This is a genomic window from Herbaspirillum sp. SJZ099 (assembly GCF_007828355.1).
Classification (GTDB): Bacteria; Pseudomonadota; Gammaproteobacteria; order Burkholderiales; family Burkholderiaceae_D; genus Herbaspirillum.
The window spans coordinates 94857-111334 of the sequence record NZ_VIUO01000005.1 but is presented as its reverse complement, the minus strand read 5'-3'; the positions used below and the strand labels follow the sequence as shown (position 1 = coordinate 111334).

Sequence of the window (16478 nt, the reverse complement as noted above, 5' to 3'; positions counted from 1 at the left end):
TCAAGAGATCAGGAAACCAGGAATTCCACAATGAGCAGTGACGACAAGAAAGACAAGAGCCGCAAGCTGCGCTCGGCCGGCTGGTTCGGCACCGCCGACAAGAACGGCTTCATGTACCGCAGCTGGATGAAGAACCAGGGCATCCCCGACCACGAGTTCCAGGGCAAGCCGGTGATCGGCATCTGCAACACCTGGTCGGAGCTCACGCCCTGCAACGCCCACTTCCGCAAGATCGCCGAACACGTGCGGCGCGGCATCATCGAGGCCGGCGGCTTCCCGGTGGAGTTCCCGGTGTTCTCCAACGGCGAATCCAACCTGCGCCCGACCGCCATGCTCACGCGCAACCTGGCCAGCATGGATGTCGAGGAATCGATCCGCGGCAACCCGATCGACGGCGTGGTGCTCCTGACCGGTTGCGACAAGACCACCCCGGCGCTGCTGATGGGCGCGGCCAGCGTGAACGTGCCGGCCATCGTGGTGACCGGCGGCCCGATGTTGAACGGCAAGCACCAGGGCCGCGACATCGGATCCGGCACCGTGGTGTGGCAATTGTCCGAGCAGGTCAAGGCCGGCGAGATCACCATCCATGACTTCATGGCGGCCGAGGCCGGCATGTCGCGTTCGGCCGGCACCTGCAACACCATGGGCACCGCGTCGACCATGGCCTGCATGGCCGAGTCGCTGGGCGTGTCGCTGCCGCACAATGCAGCGATCCCCGCGGTCGATGCGCGCCGCTATGTTCTCGCGCACTTGTCCGGCATGCGCATCGTCGACATGGTGTGGGAAGACCTGACGCTGTCCAAGATCCTGACCCGCAAGGCGTTCGAAAACGCCATCCGCACCAACGCCGCCATCGGCGGCTCCACCAATGCGGTGATCCACCTGAAGGCGATCGCCGGCCGTATCGGCGTGGATCTGGAGCTGGAAGACTGGACCCGCATCGGCCGCGGCACGCCGACCATCGTCGACCTGCAGCCTTCGGGCCGCTACCTGATGGAAGAGTTCTACTACGCCGGCGGCCTGCCGGCGGTGATGCGCCGCCTGGGCGAAGCCAACCTGTTGCCGCACCCGGATGCGTTGACCGCCAACGGCAAGATCATGTGGGACAACGTCAAGGATGCGCCGATCTACAACGATGAAGTGGTGCGTCCGCTGGACAAGCCGCTGATCGAGGATGGCGGCATGTGCATCCTGCGCGGCAACCTGGCGCCGCGCGGCGCCGTGCTGAAACCGTCGGCGGCGTCGCCTGAGCTGATGAAGCATCGCGGCCGCGCCGTGGTGTTCGAGGACTTCGCGCACTACAAGGAACGCATCAACGATCCCGCGCTCGACGTCGACGCCAGCTGCGTGCTGGTGATGAAGAACTGCGGTCCCAAGGGCTACCCCGGCATGGCCGAGGTCGGCAACATGGGCCTGCCGCCCAAGGTGCTGGCCACCGGCGTGAAGGACATGGTGCGCATCTCGGACGCGCGCATGAGCGGCACCGCCTACGGCACCGTGATCCTGCATGTGGCGCCGGAAGCCGCGGCCGGCGGCCCGCTGGGCATCGTGCAGGACGGCGACTTCATCGAACTCGACGCCTATGCCGGCAAGCTGCAGCTCGACATCAGCGATGAAGAGATGGCGCGCCGCCAGGCCGAGCGCGCCGCCAGGCTGGCCGAGCAGCAACCGGCGATGGCCGGCGGTTACCAGTCGCTGTACGTCGACCGCGTCTTGCAGGCGGACCAGGGATGCGACTTCGATTTCCTGGTCGGTTGCCGCGGCGCCGCCGTCCCCAAGCATTCGCACTGAGTACGCAATCGGAACAATCGAACATTGCGCCGGCCTCGCCATGAGGCCGGCCACCAAGGAGAAAAGATGAGCGGCAATGCACAACTGGCCAGCTTCCCCAGCCTCAAGGGAAAGCGGGTTTTCATTACCGGCGGCGGCACCGGCATCGGCGCTGCGATCGTCAGCGCCTTTGCCGAGCAGGGCGCGCACGTGGCCTTCGTCGATCTCGCCAAGGAGCCCAGCGAGGCCCTGTGCCATGAGTTGGCGCAGAAGGGATTTCCCGCGCCGCTGTTTCGCCATTGCGACCTGCGCGACATCCCCGCTTTCCAGAAGATCATCGCAGATCTGCAAGGCGAGATCGGCGACTTTGACGTGCTGGTCAACAACGCCGCCAACGACGAGCGCCACAAGCTGGAAGACGTGAGCCTGGATTACTGGAACGACCGCATCGCCATCAACCAGCGGCCGTCGTTTTTCGCCGTGCAGTCGGTGGTGCCGGGCATGAAGCGCCGCGGCGGCGGTTCCATCATCAACTTCAGTTCCATCAGCTGGCACCAGTCCAGCGGCGGTTTTCCGGTCTACACCACGGCCAAGGCCTCGACCCTGGGCCTGACCCGCGGCCTGGCGCGCGACCTCGGCCCGCACAAGATCCGCGTCAATACCGTGACGCCGGGCTGGGTCATGACCGAGCGCCAGATCAAGCTGTGGCTGGACGAGGAAGGCAAGCAGGCGATCGCGCGCAACCAGTGCCTGCCGGGCGAACTGCTGCCCTGGCACCTGGCGCGCATGGTGCTGTTCCTGGCGGCCGACGATAGCGAGATGTGCACGGCGCAGGAATTCATCGTCGATGCCGGATGGGTGTGACGGCGTTGGCCGGATATCGACACTGATATCCCGGCCATTGCGCCAATGAAAAAGAGTCGCCCGGATGACGTAATGCCGTTCAGTTAAGCACTGAACGGCATTTGTGTTTGTGGAGGTTTGTGCAGTCCAGACTCCGTTCGCCCTGAGTAGCTGCGCAGCAGCGTATCGAAGGGCAGGCAAGAGCGCCAACGCTGGCACGCTGGCTTCGATACGGCCCTGGCGGGCCTACTCAGCCCGAAGGGGTTCTGTGATGAGTTAGTCTGAACTGAACGGCGTTAGCTCGGATGGCGATTCTTTTTTATTTCGGGAGTTGGCAATGCGGTGGGCAAGGGCTGCAAGTGTGGCGCCGAAGCCGCACTCGATGCAGCATTTCAGCTTGGCTTACTCTTCCTTACATTTCTTAAAAAAACTCGGCGCCGCAGCGCCGCCGCCCGGCAGCATAATGTTTCGCGAAGAAGGGCCGGGCCAGTCAGTAGATCATTTTCGCGACTTCGCGAATCGCCTGCAGCAGCATGGTGGCGCCGGGAGAGAGCAGGTTGTCCTGGCGCGTGATGATGCCGAAGCCGGCCATGCGGCAGGGCAGTTCGATGGGCAGGATATCCATCAGGCGCGCCTGGGTGTAATAGCGCGCCACTTCGGTCGGCATGGCATACAGGAAATCGGTCTGCTGCAGCAGGCTGGTGATGAACAGGATGGCGGTGGTGTCGACCACATTGGACGGCGGCGCCAGGCCTTCTTCGCGGAACATCTGGTCGCAGCGCGCGCGCAGGATGCTGCCCTTGGGCGCCAGGATCCAGGGCTCGTTGGCCATATCCGACAGCTTGAGGTTGGGGTGCGCATGCAGCGGGTGGCCTACGCGCGCCACCGCGCACACGGGCTCGTCGGCCAGTTCCTGGTAGTGCAGGCCGTGTTTGGCTTCTTCATCGAGAATGCGGCCGATGATGAAATCCAGTTCGCCGTGCAGCAGCCGCGACAGCAGGATGTTGCTGCTTTCCACTTCCACGCCGATGCGCAGCATCGGCGCGTGTTCCTTCACGCGCGCGATCGCCGGAGGCAGCAGCGCCATGCCCGGCGACAAGATCACGCCCACATCCACCTGGCCCGACAGGCCCGACTTCAGCGCCACGATATCTTCATGCGCCTTGGACAGGCTGGTCAGCGCCATGCGCGCGTGGCGGATCATCGCCTCGCCGTAGATGGTGGGCCGCATGCCGCGCGGCAGGCGTTCGAACAGCGAGACGCCCAGCATGTCTTCCAGATCCTTGAGCTGCTTGGAGGCGGCCGGCTGGGTCATGTTCAGTTCGCTGGAGGCGCGATGGATGTTGCGTGTGTCGTCGAGGGCGATTAACAGCAGGAGTTGGCGTGTCTTCAATCGCGCCCGGAGAAACCAGTTGGGGTCACTGTTTTTCATATGCCTCCGTGGAGCCTTTGTTTTAAATTTTTTACTTGGAATTTTTTGCTGCGGACGATGATATCAAATCGCATATCGGAATTGCGAAAGAATTCATTGGAAAGACATGAACCGAATACTTAGTATCTAGCCACATTCCAAGCGCGCAAAAATAAACGAACGCAGCGTTTGGGATGGGTAGAGAAGGTCGGGCAGCACCATAAACAAAAAGTTGGAAGACTGTCAGGATCGAGTCAGGTTCGGATGGTCAAGAGTGCGAGCTTGCACGACCAAAGCCCACCGACGAAAAAAATTTAAACAGCAATATCCACGGAGACTATTCATGAAGCAAGTGAAGCCATCCTTTATTGGAGCAAAGACCCTGTGCGCGCTCGCGCTTCTGGGGGCATTTTCGGCGCAGGCGCAAGCACAGACCAGCGTGACCATTTATGGTCGTATTGTTGCCGGCGTTGATTTTCAGACTAATGCAGGTCCCAATGGCCAGGGCACCAAGTGGAGCGCCGCCAACAACCAGTGGGGCACCAGCATGATCGGCTTCAAGGGGACGGAAGACCTGGGTGGCGGCAACAATGCCTTCTTCCTGCTCGAGTCGGGTTTCAATTCGACCAAGGGCGGCGTCAACGGCACTGATACCAGCTCGTCAGCGCTGTTCAATCGCCGTTCCTACGTTGGCTTGGGTGGTTCCTACGGCTCGGTCAAGTTGGGCAAGAACCTGTTCATCAACAACGATATCTGGTTCCTGGATCCGACCGGCCAGCAAGCTATCGGCACTTCCGTCCTGGTGAATCAACGCAACTGGCCAGGCGCCAGCAACGTGATCGAATACGCGAGCCCCGACTTCGGTGGTTTCACCGTGGGTTTGCAAACCAGCCTGGGTGAGAAGCCTGGTTCCTTTAGCCAAGGCGTGGACAATTCCGCGGCGGGCGGTTCCAGCGATGGCCGCAAGGACGGCATCTCGCTGGCCTACCAGAAGAACGGCCTGGAGCTGCGCGCGATCTATGACGTGGTGCGCGATGCCAATGGCAAGTACACCAATGTCTGGGCTCACTCGAAAGAGCTGATCCTGGGCGGTACCTACAAATTCGACAAACTCAAGATGTTCGTCGGTTATGAAAACCTGCGTGCTCCTGATGCTACCGCTGGCGATCCGGATCGTGCCAACCATTACTGGATTGGCGCCAATTACGATGTGACTCCGCAGTTCCAGCTGGTTGGCGCTTTCTTCCGCGTCAATGCCAATAATGGCACTGCAGGTGCAGCAGACAGCAAGTCGGGCGGCGGCGGCAGCGCCAACCTGTACATGGCGGGTATCAACTATTTCCTGTCGAAGCGCACGATGCTGTACGTTGATGTGGGTACTGTGCGCAATAGCGGCAATGCCTCGCACGCACTGGAGTGGGGCAGCAATACCGGTGTTTCTGGCCTGAGCCAGACCGGCGGTTACTTCGGTATCGCCCATTCGTTCTGATGTAGCAATCCTTCCTGAGGTGGTCTTGATGTAGTTTGAGGGCAGGCGCAAGCCTGCCCTTTTTTGCTTGTTACGATGACGATGTCGGCAGCGACAATTGGATATGCGCGCGTTTGCCAGGCCGGCAGGCGCGCTTGTGGATGATGCAATGTGAGGACGTGGCGATGAAAGCGCAACTGGTGGTCGATGGGCGGCATGAACTGGGCGAAGGCGTGTTGTGGTGCGAACGCACGCAATCGGTATTCTGGACAGATATCCACGCCTCGCGCCTGTGGAACCATCATCCGCAAAGCGGCGCAACGCGCAGCTGGGGCATGCCGGAGCGGCTGTGCTGCTATGCCTTCACCGCCGACGCCCAGCAATTGCTGATCGGGCTGGAGTCGCGCCTGGCTTTCTTCAACCTGCTCACCGGCGTGATCGCGCCGATCTGCCGCATCGAGGACGATTTGCCGACGACCCGGCTCAATGACGGTCGTTGCGACCGCCAGGGCCGCTTCGTGTTCGGCACGCTCAATGAAGATCCCGGCCGCGCGCCGATCGCCAGCTTCTATCGGCTCAACACCGACCTGGTGCTGGAGCGCCTGCCGTTGCCGGGCATCGCGATTTCCAACAGCATCTGCTTCAGTCCGGACGGTCGCTTGATGTACCACTGCGACACGCTGCAAAAGCGCATCATGTGCTGCGACTACGACACGCTCACCGGCGCCGTCGCCAACCAGCGCGTGTTCGCCGACCTGTCGGCGCAGCCGGGCAGCCCGGATGGATCGACGGTGGATGCCGACGGTTTTGTCTGGAATGCGCAATGGGGCGGTGCGCGCGTGGTGCGTTTCGCGCCCGACGGCAGCATCGACCGCATTGTTGAAATGCCGACCGCGCAGCCGAGCTGCGTGGCCTTCGGCGGTGCGCAACTGGACCGCTTGTATGTGACCACCGCGCATGAGGGCATGTCGGCCGGCCAGCGCGCCGACGATGCCTTGGCCGGGGCCTTGTTCACGGTGCCGCTGGCCGATGTGCGCGGCTTGCCGGAAGCGCGTTTCGGCGGCTGAGCTTGCGGCGGCCGGAGCGCGGCGCGTCAGGCGCCGAAGCTGGAGTCGCCCATCAGCCGCGACAGCCGCGCCGAGATTTCCTGCACGATGCCTTGCACTTCATCCAGGCTGGGGTTGACCTTCTTGTCGATGCGTTCGATGTAAGGCACGTTCAGCGCCGCCAGCATGCGGTTGTTGGCGCCCATGACCGGATAGGACAGGTTGACCACGCCGCGGATCTGGCGGCTGTCCATGCGCGAATGCCCGCGCTTCCTGGTGTCTTCGATCTGGCGCATCAGCTGCGCCGGTTCGATCTCCTGTTCGCCGTCCATGCGCACGTGGGCGGCCAGCATGCGGGCGCGTTCGGCGTCGTCGCGGAAGGCCAGCAGCACATGGCCGGAAGCGGTGTCGGTCAGGCTCACCAGCGCGCCCACCTTGAGGCCGAAGGCCCAGCGTTCGGGGCTGTCGACCTGGGCCACCACTACCACGCGGCCGGCCTCGTAGACCGTCAGGTGGGTCGACTGCACGGCGCGGTTGGCCAGTTCGGTCATGTGCGGCAGGGCGGTGCTGACCAGCGAGCGGATCGGCTGGTGGTGGTGGGCCAGCTCGAACAGCTTGAGCGAGAGCCGATAGTGGTCGTTGTCGGCAATCAGGTAGCCGCGCTGCTCCAGCGTGACCACCATGCGGAAGATTTCATTGACGCTGCGGCCGAGCTGCCTGGAGAGCTGGTTCAGCGTCAACATCTGCTCGGAGCGGCTCAGCAGTTCCAGGATGTCCAGTCCCTTGTCCAGCGCGGGCGCCGCATAGCGGTTCCTGGCGCCGCCGGCGGCGACATCGTCGTCGGTCTCCGATGCGGTCTGGACGGCGGCGGATTCCGGCGTCGTGATTTTTCTGGTTCTGGGCATGGCGGCCTGGCCTGTTGGATTGCCTGTCTCGGGCGGGTTGGACGGATGATTTTCCGTCGCAGATTTTAGAAGATTTTATAGGGCATCAAATTTTATTTGTAAAAGTATTTTTTATTGATTGTGGATGGATGTCGCGTTGACATCTCCATTTCGATATCGGTAGCGATTGAAACATCATCGGTTCGATGCGACGGCAATGGGAAAATAACAGGTATTCTTTGTAACTCATATATGAAAACAAATTTTATTTGTGAGTTATTTGGCTGCCGCCGGTAACCCATACGGACTGACGATGACCAAGATCACTGCCATGCGCGTCCTCGACGTGCGTTTCCCTACCTCGCAATCGCTGGACGGTTCGGATGCGATGAATCCGGACCCGGATTATTCCGCCGCCTACGTCATCCTCGATACCGATAACGACCAGCTCAAGGGCCACGGCCTGACCTTCACCATCGGCCGCGGCAACGAGATCTGCTGTGCCGCCATCCGGGCCATGGAACACCTGGTGGTGGGCCTGGAGCTGGAATGGATCGCCGCCGACATGGGTCGCTTCTGGCGCCACGTCACCTCCGACAGCCAGTTGCGCTGGATCGGCCCGGACAAGGGCGCGATCCACCTGGCCACCGGCGCGGTGGTCAACGCCGCGTGGGACCTGTGGGCCAAGGCCGAAGGCAAGCCGCTGTGGCAACTGGTGGCCGACATGTCGCCGCAAGAACTGGTGCGCGCCATCGACTTCCGTTACCTGACCGACTGCATCACGCCCGACGAGGCGCTGGCGCTGCTGCGCGAGCAGGAAGGCGGCAAGGCCGAACGCATCCGCACGCTGCAGCAGGAAGGTTATCCCTGCTACACAACCTCGGCCGGCTGGCTGGGCTATGACGACGCCAAGCTGCGCCGCCTGTGCCAGGAGGCCATCGACCAGGGGTTCAACCATGTGAAGCTGAAGGTCGGGCGCGACCTGGCCGACGACAAGCGTCGCGTGACCATCGCGCGCGAAGTGCTGGGGCCGGAGCGCAAGCTGATGATCGACGCCAACCAGGTGTGGGAAGTCGACCAGGCCATCGACTGGGTCAACCAGCTGGCCTTTGCCCGGCCCTGGTTCATCGAAGAGCCGACCAGCCCGGACGATGTCGAAGGCCACCGCAAGATTCGCGCAGGCATTGGCGCGGTCAAGGTCGCCACCGGCGAGATGTGCCAGAACCGCGTGCTGTTCAAGCAGTTCATCATGCGCGGCGCCATCGACGTGGTGCAGATCGACTCCTGCCGCCTGGGCGGCGTCAACGAAATCCTGGCGGTGATGCTGATGGCCGCCAAGTACAAGCTGGTGGTGTGTCCGCACGCCGGCGGCGTGGGCCTGTGCGAATACGTGCAGCATTTGTCGATGATCGACTATGTCTGCATCTCGGGCAGCAAGGAAGGGCGCGTGACCGAATACGTCGACCACCTGCACGAGCATTTCGTCGACCCTTGCGTGGTCAGGAACGCGGCCTACATGCCGCCCAGCCGGCCGGGATTCTCGATCGAGATGAAGCCGGAGTCGCTGGAGCAATACCGCTTCCGCGGATAAGCCGCCACAGGCGGCAAGCATATCCACCGGCAAGCGAACCGATAAAAAGCAAACGGAGACAGAAGTGGATCTGAACCTGCAAGACAAAGTGGTGATCGTGACCGGCGGCGCTTCCGGCATCGGCGGCGCGATCACGATGCAACTGGCGGCCGAGGGCGCCATTCCCGTGGTGTTCGCGCGCAGCGAACCGGAGGCCGATTTCTGGCGCCGCCTGCAACAGTTGCAGCCGCATGCCGCGCTGTTCCGGCTGGAGCTGCAGGACGACGCCGCCTGTGGCGATGCCGTGGCGCAAACCGTCAAGCGCTTCGGCCGGCTGGACGGCCTGGTCAACAATGCCGGCGTCAACGACAGCGTCGGCCTGGATGCCGGGCACGACGCCTTCGTCGCCTCCCTGCAGCGCAACCTGATCCATTACTACACCATGGCGCATTACTGCGTGCCGCATCTCAAGGCCACGCGCGGCGCCATCGTCAACGTCTCGTCCAAGACCGCCGTCACCGGGCAGGGCAACACCAGCGGCTATTGCGCTTCCAAGGGTGCGCAACTGTCGCTCACGCGCGAATGGGCGGCGGCCTTGCTGGCCGATGGCGTGCGCGTGAACGCGCTGATCCCGGCCGAGGTGATGACGCCGCTGTATGAAAAATGGATCGCGACCTTCGACCATCCGCAGGAAAAGCTCGACGCCATCACCAGCAAGATCCCGCTGGGCAAGCGCTTCACCACGTCGGAGGAAATGGCCGACATGGCGGTGTTCCTGCTGTCGGGACGGTCGTCGCATACCACCGGCCAATGGATTTTCGTCGATGGCGGGTATACCCATCTCGACCGCGCGTTGAGCTGAGGCCGCCATGCGATACCTGCTGGCACTGGACTTGAAGGACGATCCCGCGCTGATTGCGCAGTATGAGCAGCACCATCGCCGCATCTGGCCGGAAATAGCGCGGCACTTGCGGCATCACGGCGTGACCGGCATGCAGATCTACCGGCTGGGAACGCGCATGGCGATGGTGATGGAAACCGACGATGCGGTCTATGACGCGGCGGCCATGGCGGCCGCGATGGAGAACGACCCGAAGGTGCGCGAATGGGAAGAACTGATGTGGCGTTTCCAGGCGCCCACGCCATGGACGCCGGCAGGGCAGAAGTGGATCGCGATGGAAAAGATCTTCGATCTTTCGACGCAGGTCGTTCAATAGCCGTCGTCCCGGCGAAGGCCGGGGCTCAGTGGCGGTCGTCATGCCTCGACGGCCGCTGACCGACGCTGGGTCCTGACCTTCGTCAGGACGACGAGACGTGGAATAGGGAAATAAAAAATCGACGGCTACCCAGAAGAGCCGCTATGCAACCGAGGTGAGCATGCAAGAACATTCAGAGACAAACAATACCCGGCAAGCGTCGCCACTGCCGCTGATCGCGCTGCGCAATGTCAGCAAGCGCTTTCCCGGCGTGCTGGCGCTGGACAATTGCCAGTTCGACCTGGTGCCGGGCGAAGTCCACGCGCTGATGGGCGAGAACGGCGCCGGCAAGTCGACGTTGATGAAGATCCTCTGCGGCGTCTACCAGAAGGACAGCGGCGAAATCCTGGTCGACGGCCGTCCGGCCGAGATCGATGAACCGCGCGCGGCGCAGGCGCTGGGCATCGGCATCATCCATCAGGAACTGAACCTGATGAACCACCTGAGCGCCGCGCAGAACATCTTCATCGGGCGCGAGCCGAAGAAGGGCCTGGGCCTGTTCATCGACGAGGAGCGCCTCAACCGCCAGGCCGCGGCCATCTTCGAGCGCATGCGGCTCGACCTCGATCCGCGCACGCCGGTCGGCCAGCTCACCGTGGCGCGGCAGCAGATGGTGGAAATCGCCAAGGCGCTGTCCTTCGATTCGCGCGTGCTGATCATGGACGAGCCGACCGCGGCGCTCAACAACGCCGAGATCGCCGAACTGTTCCGCATCATCCGCGACCTGCAGGCGCAGGGCGTGGGCATCGTCTACATCTCGCACAAGATGGACGAGCTGCGCCAGATCGCCGACCGCGTCACCGTCATGCGCGACGGCAAGTACGTCGCTACCGTGCCGATGGCCGGCACCTCGATGGACGCCATCATCTCGATGATGGTCGGCCGCCAGCTCGACGGCGCGCAGCGCGTGCCGCCCGACACCTCGGCCAACGAGGTGGTGCTGGAGGTGCGCGGCCTGTCGCGCGCACGGGCGATCCGCGATGTCGGCTTCAAGCTGCGGCGCGGCGAGATCCTCGGCTTCGCCGGGCTGATGGGCGCCGGCCGCACCGAGGTGGCGCGCGCCATCTTCGGCGCCGACCCGCTCGAGGCCGGCGAGATCTTCATCCATGGCGGCCGCGCCATGATCAAGTCGCCGGCCGATGCGGTGGCGCACGGCATCGGCTATCTCTCGGAAGACCGCAAGCATTTCGGCCTGGCCACCGGCATGGACGTGCAAACCAATATCGCCATGTCCAGCATGGGCCGCTTCACCCGGCGCGGCATGTTCCTCGACCAGCGCGCCATCCGCGACACCGCGCAGGGCTACGTGCAGCAGTTGGCGATCAAGACGCCGTCGGTGGAGCAGCAGGCGCGCCTGCTGTCGGGCGGCAACCAGCAAAAGATCGTGATCGCCAAATGGCTCTTGCGCGACTGCGACATCCTGTTCTTCGACGAGCCCACGCGCGGTATCGATGTCGGCGCCAAGAGCGAGATCTACAAGCTGCTCGACGCGCTGGCGGCGCAGGGCAAGGCGATCGTGATGATTTCTTCCGAGCTGCCCGAGGTGCTGCGCATGAGCCACCGCGTGCTGGTCATGTGCGAAGGGCGCATCACCGGCGAGCTGTCCGCCGCCGAGGCGACCCAGGAAAAGATCATGCAACTGGCCACCCAGCGCGAATCGGCCGTCATCCAATAATCCACAGGCTCCCAGGCGATCATGGCTAACCACATCCATCCCGTTTCTTCCGTATCCCCCATGGCTAATTCCGACATGTCCGCTGCGCGTTCCGGTTTGCGCGAACGCTTCTTCAATCCGGCCGCGCGCCAGAAGCTGCTGGCCTTCGCCAGCCTGCTGTTGCTGATCATCTTCTTCAGCGTGGCCTCGCCCAACTTCATGGAAGTGGACAACCTGGTCAGCATCCTGCAATCGACCGCGGTCAACGGCGTGCTGGCGATCGCCTGCACCTACGTGATCATCACTTCCGGCATCGACCTGTCGGTGGGCACCATGATGACCTTCTGCGCCGTCATGACCGGCGTGGTGCTGACCAACTGGGGCATGCCGCTGCCGCTGGGCATCGCCGCCGCGCTGTTCTTCGGCGCCTTGTCGGGCTGGGTCTCGGGCATGGTGATCGCCAAGCTGAAGGTGCCGCCCTTCATCGCCACGCTGGGCATGATGATGTTGCTGAAGGGCCTGTCGCTGGTGATCTCCGGCACGCGCCCGATCTATTTCAACGATACCGAGGGATTCTCGGCCATTGCCCAGGATTCGCTGATCGGCGACCTGATCCCGTCGCTGCCGATTCCCAACGCCGTGCTGATCCTGTTCCTGGTGGCCATCGGTTCTTCCATCATCCTCAACAAGACCGTGTTCGGCCGCTATACCTTCGCCCTGGGCAGCAACGAGGAGGCGCTGCGCCTGTCGGGCGTGAAGGTCGATTTCTGGAAGGTCGCGGTCTATACCTTCTCCGGCGCCATCTGCGGCATCGCCGGCCTGATCATCGCCTCCCGCCTGAATTCGGCGCAGCCGGCGCTGGGCCAGGGCTATGAGCTGGACGCCATCGCCGCGGTGGTGATCGGCGGCACCTCGCTGTCGGGCGGCACCGGCACCATCCTGGGCACCATCATCGGCGCCTTCATCATGAGCGTGCTGGTCAACGGCCTGCGCATCATGTCGGTGGCGCAGGAATGGCAGACGGTGGTGACCGGCGTGATCATCATCCTGGCGGTGTACCTGGATATCCTGCGCCGCCGCCGGCGCGCATGAGGAAATCCGATATTTCAACGCTTATTTCAACGCTTTCAACCCGCGCCGGGAAACCGGCACTCCATCATCGATAACAAAAGGAGACACAACGTGATCAAGAGCAAGCTACTCGGCACGGCCCTCGGGCTGGCCCTGGCCTTCGGCGCCGCCGGCGCGCAAGCGCAGGAAACCTACATCCCCCTGATCTCCAAGGGCTTCCAGCACCAGTTCTGGCAGGCGGTGAAGGCGGGCGCCGACCAGGCGGCCAAGGACTACAAGGTCAGGGTGACCTTCGAAGGCCCCGAGACCGAGGCCATGGTCGACAAGCAGATCGACATGCTGTCGGCCGCGCTGGCCAAGAAGCCGCAGGCGGTCGGCTTCGCCGCGCTCGACAGCAAGGCGGCGCTGCCGTTGCTGAAGAAGGCGCAGGCCGCCAAGATCCCGGTGGTGGCGTTCGACTCCGGCGTTGACAGCGACATCCCGGTCACCACCGCCACCACCGACAACAAGGCCGCCGCCGCGCTGGCCGCCGACAAGCTGGCCGACCTGATCGGCAAGGAAGGCGAAGTGGCCGTGGTCGCGCACGACCAGACCAGCCGCACCGCGATCGACCGCCGCGACGGCTTCCTCGAGCGCATCAAGTCGGCCTATCCGAAGATCAAGGTGGTCAGCGTGCAATACGGCGGCGGCGACCACCTGAAGTCGACCGAAGTCACCAAGTCGATCCTGCAGGCCTATCCCAAGCTCAAGGGCATGTTCGGCACCAATGAAGGTTCGGCCATCGGCGTGGTCAATGGCATGAAGGAAATGAAGCGCAAGCTGGTCGTCATCGGCTACGACTCCGGCAAGCAGCAGAAGGACGCGATCCGCGAAGGCCTGATGGCCGGCGCCATCACCCAGAACCCGGTGGGCATCGGCTACAAGACGGTGGAAGCGGCGGTCAAGGCGATCAAGGGCGAGAAGTTGCCCAAGGTTATCGACACCGGTTTCTACTGGTACGACAAGAGCAATATCGACGATCCCAAGATCGCCGCCGTGCTGTACGACTAAGAGGGCATTGGCGCACGCGCCGGAAAGATCCGGCGCGTCCGTTTTTGTTCTTTCTTGCTCTTTCTTGCCGCCTTTGTTTCAAGGACACCATGAAGCCGCAACGCATCGACGCCCACCAGCATTTCTGGCGCTACCGTCCAGAGGACTATCCGTGGATCGGCCGGGGCATGGAGCTGCTGGCGCAAGACCGTCTGCCATCCGAACTGCATCCGGTACTGATGGCCGAGGGACTGGATGCCTCGATCGCGGTGCAGGCGCGCGCGGGGCGGGAGGAAACGGGGTTCCTGCTGGAATTGGCGCGCCGCGATGCGCGCATCGCCGGCGTGGTCGGCTGGGAAGATATCGCCAGCGAGCAGTTGCCGGAGCATGTCGGCCAATGGGGACGCGACAAGCTGCTGGGGTTTCGCCACCAGATCCAGGACGAGGCCGACGTCGCCGCCTTCGTCGAACAGCCCGGTTTCAACCGCGGCGTGGCCTGGCTGCAAGGGCAGCGCCTGGTCTACGATGTGCTGGTGTACCAGCGCCAGTTGCCGGCGATCCAGGCATTCTGCGCGCGCCACGACGCCCACTGGCTGGTGCTGGATCATCTGGGCAAGCCGGCCTTGGCCGAGTTCGGCAAGGGAGACGATACCTATGCCCAATGGCGGCGCGAACTGAGCGCGCTGGGCGCATTGCCGCATGTGGCGTGCAAATTGTCGGGACTGGTGACCGAGGCGGATTGGATACGCGGCCTGCGGCCCAAGGATTACGAACACATTGTGCTGTGCCTGGATACGGCGCTCGACGTCTTCGGCGCGCACCGGCTGATGTTCGGCTCGGACTGGCCGGTGTGCCTGCTGGCGGCATCCTATGCGCGCGTGGCGGAAGTGGTCAGGGAATGGGCGCAGACGCGTTTGTCGGCATCCGAGCAGGCGCAGTTGTGGGGCGGCGCCGCTGCGCATTGCTATGGACTGGCGGAAGCCTGAAGCGGTAGCGCCCGGCACGATCCCCCGTCAGCGGATCAGTTGGCGAATCCCCAGGAACACGATCAGGCTGCCGCAGCAGCGGTCGACCAATACCGCACTCTTGCGGTAACGCGCGGCGACGCCGCCGTGCGACATCACCAGCGCCAGGAAGCTGTACCAGCTTCCCGCCACCACCAGCACCACGCCCAGCATGGCCGCGAAGGTCGGCCACGACACATGCGCCGGCGCCGCCGAGGCGAACACGGCAGCGAAGAATGCCATCGATTTCGGATTGACGATATTGGTCAGGAAACCCTGGATGAAGGATGACTTCAGGTCGTCGGTCTGCGCCATCCCGGCGGCCGCGGCGCCCAGTTGCTTGTGGCTGGCCCTGGAAATCAGGCGCGAACCGAACCACAGCAGGTAAGCCGCGCCGATCACTTTCACGATCAACGCCACCCAGGGGAAGGCGGCGAACACGATGCCCACGCCCAGGATGGCGCAGGAGGCCCAGAACAGGTTGACCAGCACGATGCCGGCCACCAGCGCCAGCGCCGCCGCACGGGTGGAGGAGGCGGCCTTGTGCAGCACCGCCACGAAGTTGGGGCCGGGAATGATGACGCCGGTGATATAGACGGAAAAAACGGCGAGGACGGCGGACCAGTTGATCAGGTGCATGGCGGTGATGGCAGGAGAGGGCGGCACAGGAGAGGGCGGCACAAGCCCACGATGATAACGCATCGCGGCGCCGCGCGTAGCCTGCCGGCCATGGCGCGCAACCCGCTTCAGTCGGTAGTGCTGGGACTCCAGAAGGCCTGCTTGACCGCCGGCAGCGCCTGCAGGCGGGCAACCAGGGCGTCCAGCTCGTCGCCGTCGACCGAGGTGGCGGCCAGCGTGGCTTCGATTTCTACCTCGTCTTCGGTGAAGGAGCGTATTTCCAGGTCGTGCGTCGGGTAGCGGCTTTGTTCCAGCATCTGGTTGACCTGGGCCAGCACGTGCTTCTGGTGCTCGCTGTCGACGATCAGGTGCAGGGTGTTGGTGACTTCCACCGACGGCATGTCCAGCGGCTTGCGGTTGATGGTGTTGACCACCGGGCGCAGCAGCGTGTTGGCGGCCAGCACGAAAATGGTGGCGACGATGGCTTCGAGGATCAGGTCGGCGCCGGCGGCAGCGCCCACCGCGGCCGAGCCCCATAGCGTGGCCGCGGTGTTGATGCCGCGCACATTGCCTTCTTCGCGCATGATCACGCCCGCGCCGAGAAAGCCCACTCCCGACACCACATAGGCCACCACATGCACCGCGCCTTCATGGCCGCCTATGCGGTTGGCCATGTCGACGAACACCGCCGCGCCCAGCGCCACCAGCACGTTGGTGCGCAGGCCGGCGGTGCGTTGGCGGTATTGGCGTTCCAGCCCGATCAACCCGCCCAGGATGAAGGCGGCGGTCAGGCTGATGACGGTGTCGAGCAGGGAGTCGAGATTGATGTTGTGCAGGATTTCCATGGGCGATCC

General features: G+C 63.5%; 15 protein-coding genes. 11 read left to right on the top strand and 4 right to left on the bottom strand.

Annotated features, from left to right (window positions below; translation table 11 throughout):
- The first annotated feature begins 30 nt into the window (after positions 1–30).
- Entirely contained in the window at positions 31–1791 is a 1761-nt protein-coding gene (locus FB597_RS12800) for an IlvD/Edd family dehydratase (RefSeq protein WP_144769754.1), read from the top strand.
- Between the two features lie 66 nt (positions 1792–1857).
- The gene (locus FB597_RS12795) at positions 1858–2634 is read left to right on the top strand and encodes an SDR family NAD(P)-dependent oxidoreductase (RefSeq protein WP_144769753.1); all 777 of its coding nucleotides are present in this window, start codon (positions 1858–1860) and stop codon (positions 2632–2634) included.
- A gap of 469 nt (positions 2635–3103) precedes the next feature.
- On the opposite strand, the gene FB597_RS12790 is transcribed toward FB597_RS12795, so the two are convergent.
- Positions 3104–4045, bottom strand: coding sequence for a LysR family transcriptional regulator (locus FB597_RS12790; protein ID WP_141913452.1), 942 nt, complete (start codon positions 4043–4045; stop codon positions 3104–3106).
- Between the two features lie 322 nt (positions 4046–4367).
- Here FB597_RS12790 and FB597_RS12785 point away from each other — a divergent pair, with 322 nt between their 5' ends.
- Entirely contained in the window at positions 4368–5513 is a 1146-nt protein-coding gene (locus tag FB597_RS12785) for a porin (RefSeq protein ID WP_141913451.1), read from the top strand.
- Positions 5514–5677: 164 nt separating this feature from the next.
- On the top strand, positions 5678–6559 hold the full coding sequence (locus FB597_RS12780) for an SMP-30/gluconolactonase/LRE family protein (RefSeq protein ID WP_144769752.1): 882 nt from the start codon (positions 5678–5680) through the stop codon (positions 6557–6559).
- Between the two features lie 26 nt (positions 6560–6585).
- Here the strand turns inward: FB597_RS12780 and FB597_RS12775 are convergent, their stop codons facing one another.
- The gene (locus FB597_RS12775; RefSeq protein WP_144769751.1) at positions 6586–7443 is read right to left on the bottom strand and encodes an IclR family transcriptional regulator; all 858 of its coding nucleotides are present in this window, start codon (positions 7441–7443) and stop codon (positions 6586–6588) included.
- 292 nt (positions 7444–7735) lie between these two features.
- On the opposite strand from FB597_RS12775, the gene FB597_RS12770 reads away from it, so the two are divergent.
- The 7 genes from FB597_RS12770 (at position 7736) to FB597_RS12740 (ending at position 14988) form a co-directional block, all read left to right on the top strand.
- The gene (locus FB597_RS12770; RefSeq protein ID WP_144769750.1) at positions 7736–9013 is read left to right on the top strand and encodes an L-fuconate dehydratase; all 1278 of its coding nucleotides are present in this window, start codon (positions 7736–7738) and stop codon (positions 9011–9013) included.
- Between the two features lie 64 nt (positions 9014–9077).
- The gene (locus FB597_RS12765) at positions 9078–9854 is read left to right on the top strand and encodes an SDR family oxidoreductase (RefSeq protein WP_141913447.1); all 777 of its coding nucleotides are present in this window, start codon (positions 9078–9080) and stop codon (positions 9852–9854) included.
- A gap of 7 nt (positions 9855–9861) precedes the next feature.
- Positions 9862–10209: an L-rhamnose mutarotase gene (locus tag FB597_RS12760; RefSeq protein ID WP_141913446.1), complete on the top strand. Its 348-nt coding sequence runs from the start codon at positions 9862–9864 to the stop codon at positions 10207–10209.
- A gap of 160 nt (positions 10210–10369) precedes the next feature.
- Positions 10370–11923, top strand: a complete 1554-nt coding sequence (locus tag FB597_RS12755; protein ID WP_144769749.1) for a sugar ABC transporter ATP-binding protein — start codon at positions 10370–10372, stop codon at positions 11921–11923.
- A 21-nt stretch (positions 11924–11944) separates the two neighbouring features.
- Positions 11945–12994 carry an ABC transporter permease gene (locus tag FB597_RS12750; RefSeq protein WP_144769748.1) on the top strand — a complete coding sequence of 350 codons (1050 nt, stop codon included), beginning with the start codon at positions 11945–11947 and terminating at the stop codon, positions 12992–12994.
- Positions 12995–13084: 90 nt separating this feature from the next.
- Positions 13085–14023 carry an ABC transporter substrate-binding protein gene (locus FB597_RS12745; RefSeq protein ID WP_144769747.1) on the top strand — a complete coding sequence of 313 codons (939 nt, stop codon included), beginning with the start codon at positions 13085–13087 and terminating at the stop codon, positions 14021–14023.
- A gap of 89 nt (positions 14024–14112) precedes the next feature.
- Positions 14113–14988, top strand: a complete 876-nt coding sequence (locus FB597_RS12740) for an amidohydrolase (RefSeq protein ID WP_141913442.1) — start codon at positions 14113–14115, stop codon at positions 14986–14988.
- Between the two features lie 27 nt (positions 14989–15015).
- Here the strand turns inward: FB597_RS12740 and FB597_RS12735 are convergent, their stop codons facing one another.
- Complete coding sequence (locus FB597_RS12735; protein WP_141914177.1) at positions 15016–15639, bottom strand: LysE family translocator; 624 nt, start codon at positions 15637–15639, stop codon at positions 15016–15018.
- 113 nt (positions 15640–15752) lie between these two features.
- Positions 15753–16469 carry an MgtC/SapB family protein gene (locus FB597_RS12730; RefSeq protein ID WP_144769746.1) on the bottom strand — a complete coding sequence of 239 codons (717 nt, stop codon included), beginning with the start codon at positions 16467–16469 and terminating at the stop codon, positions 15753–15755.
- Positions 16470–16478: the final 9 nt, after the last annotated feature.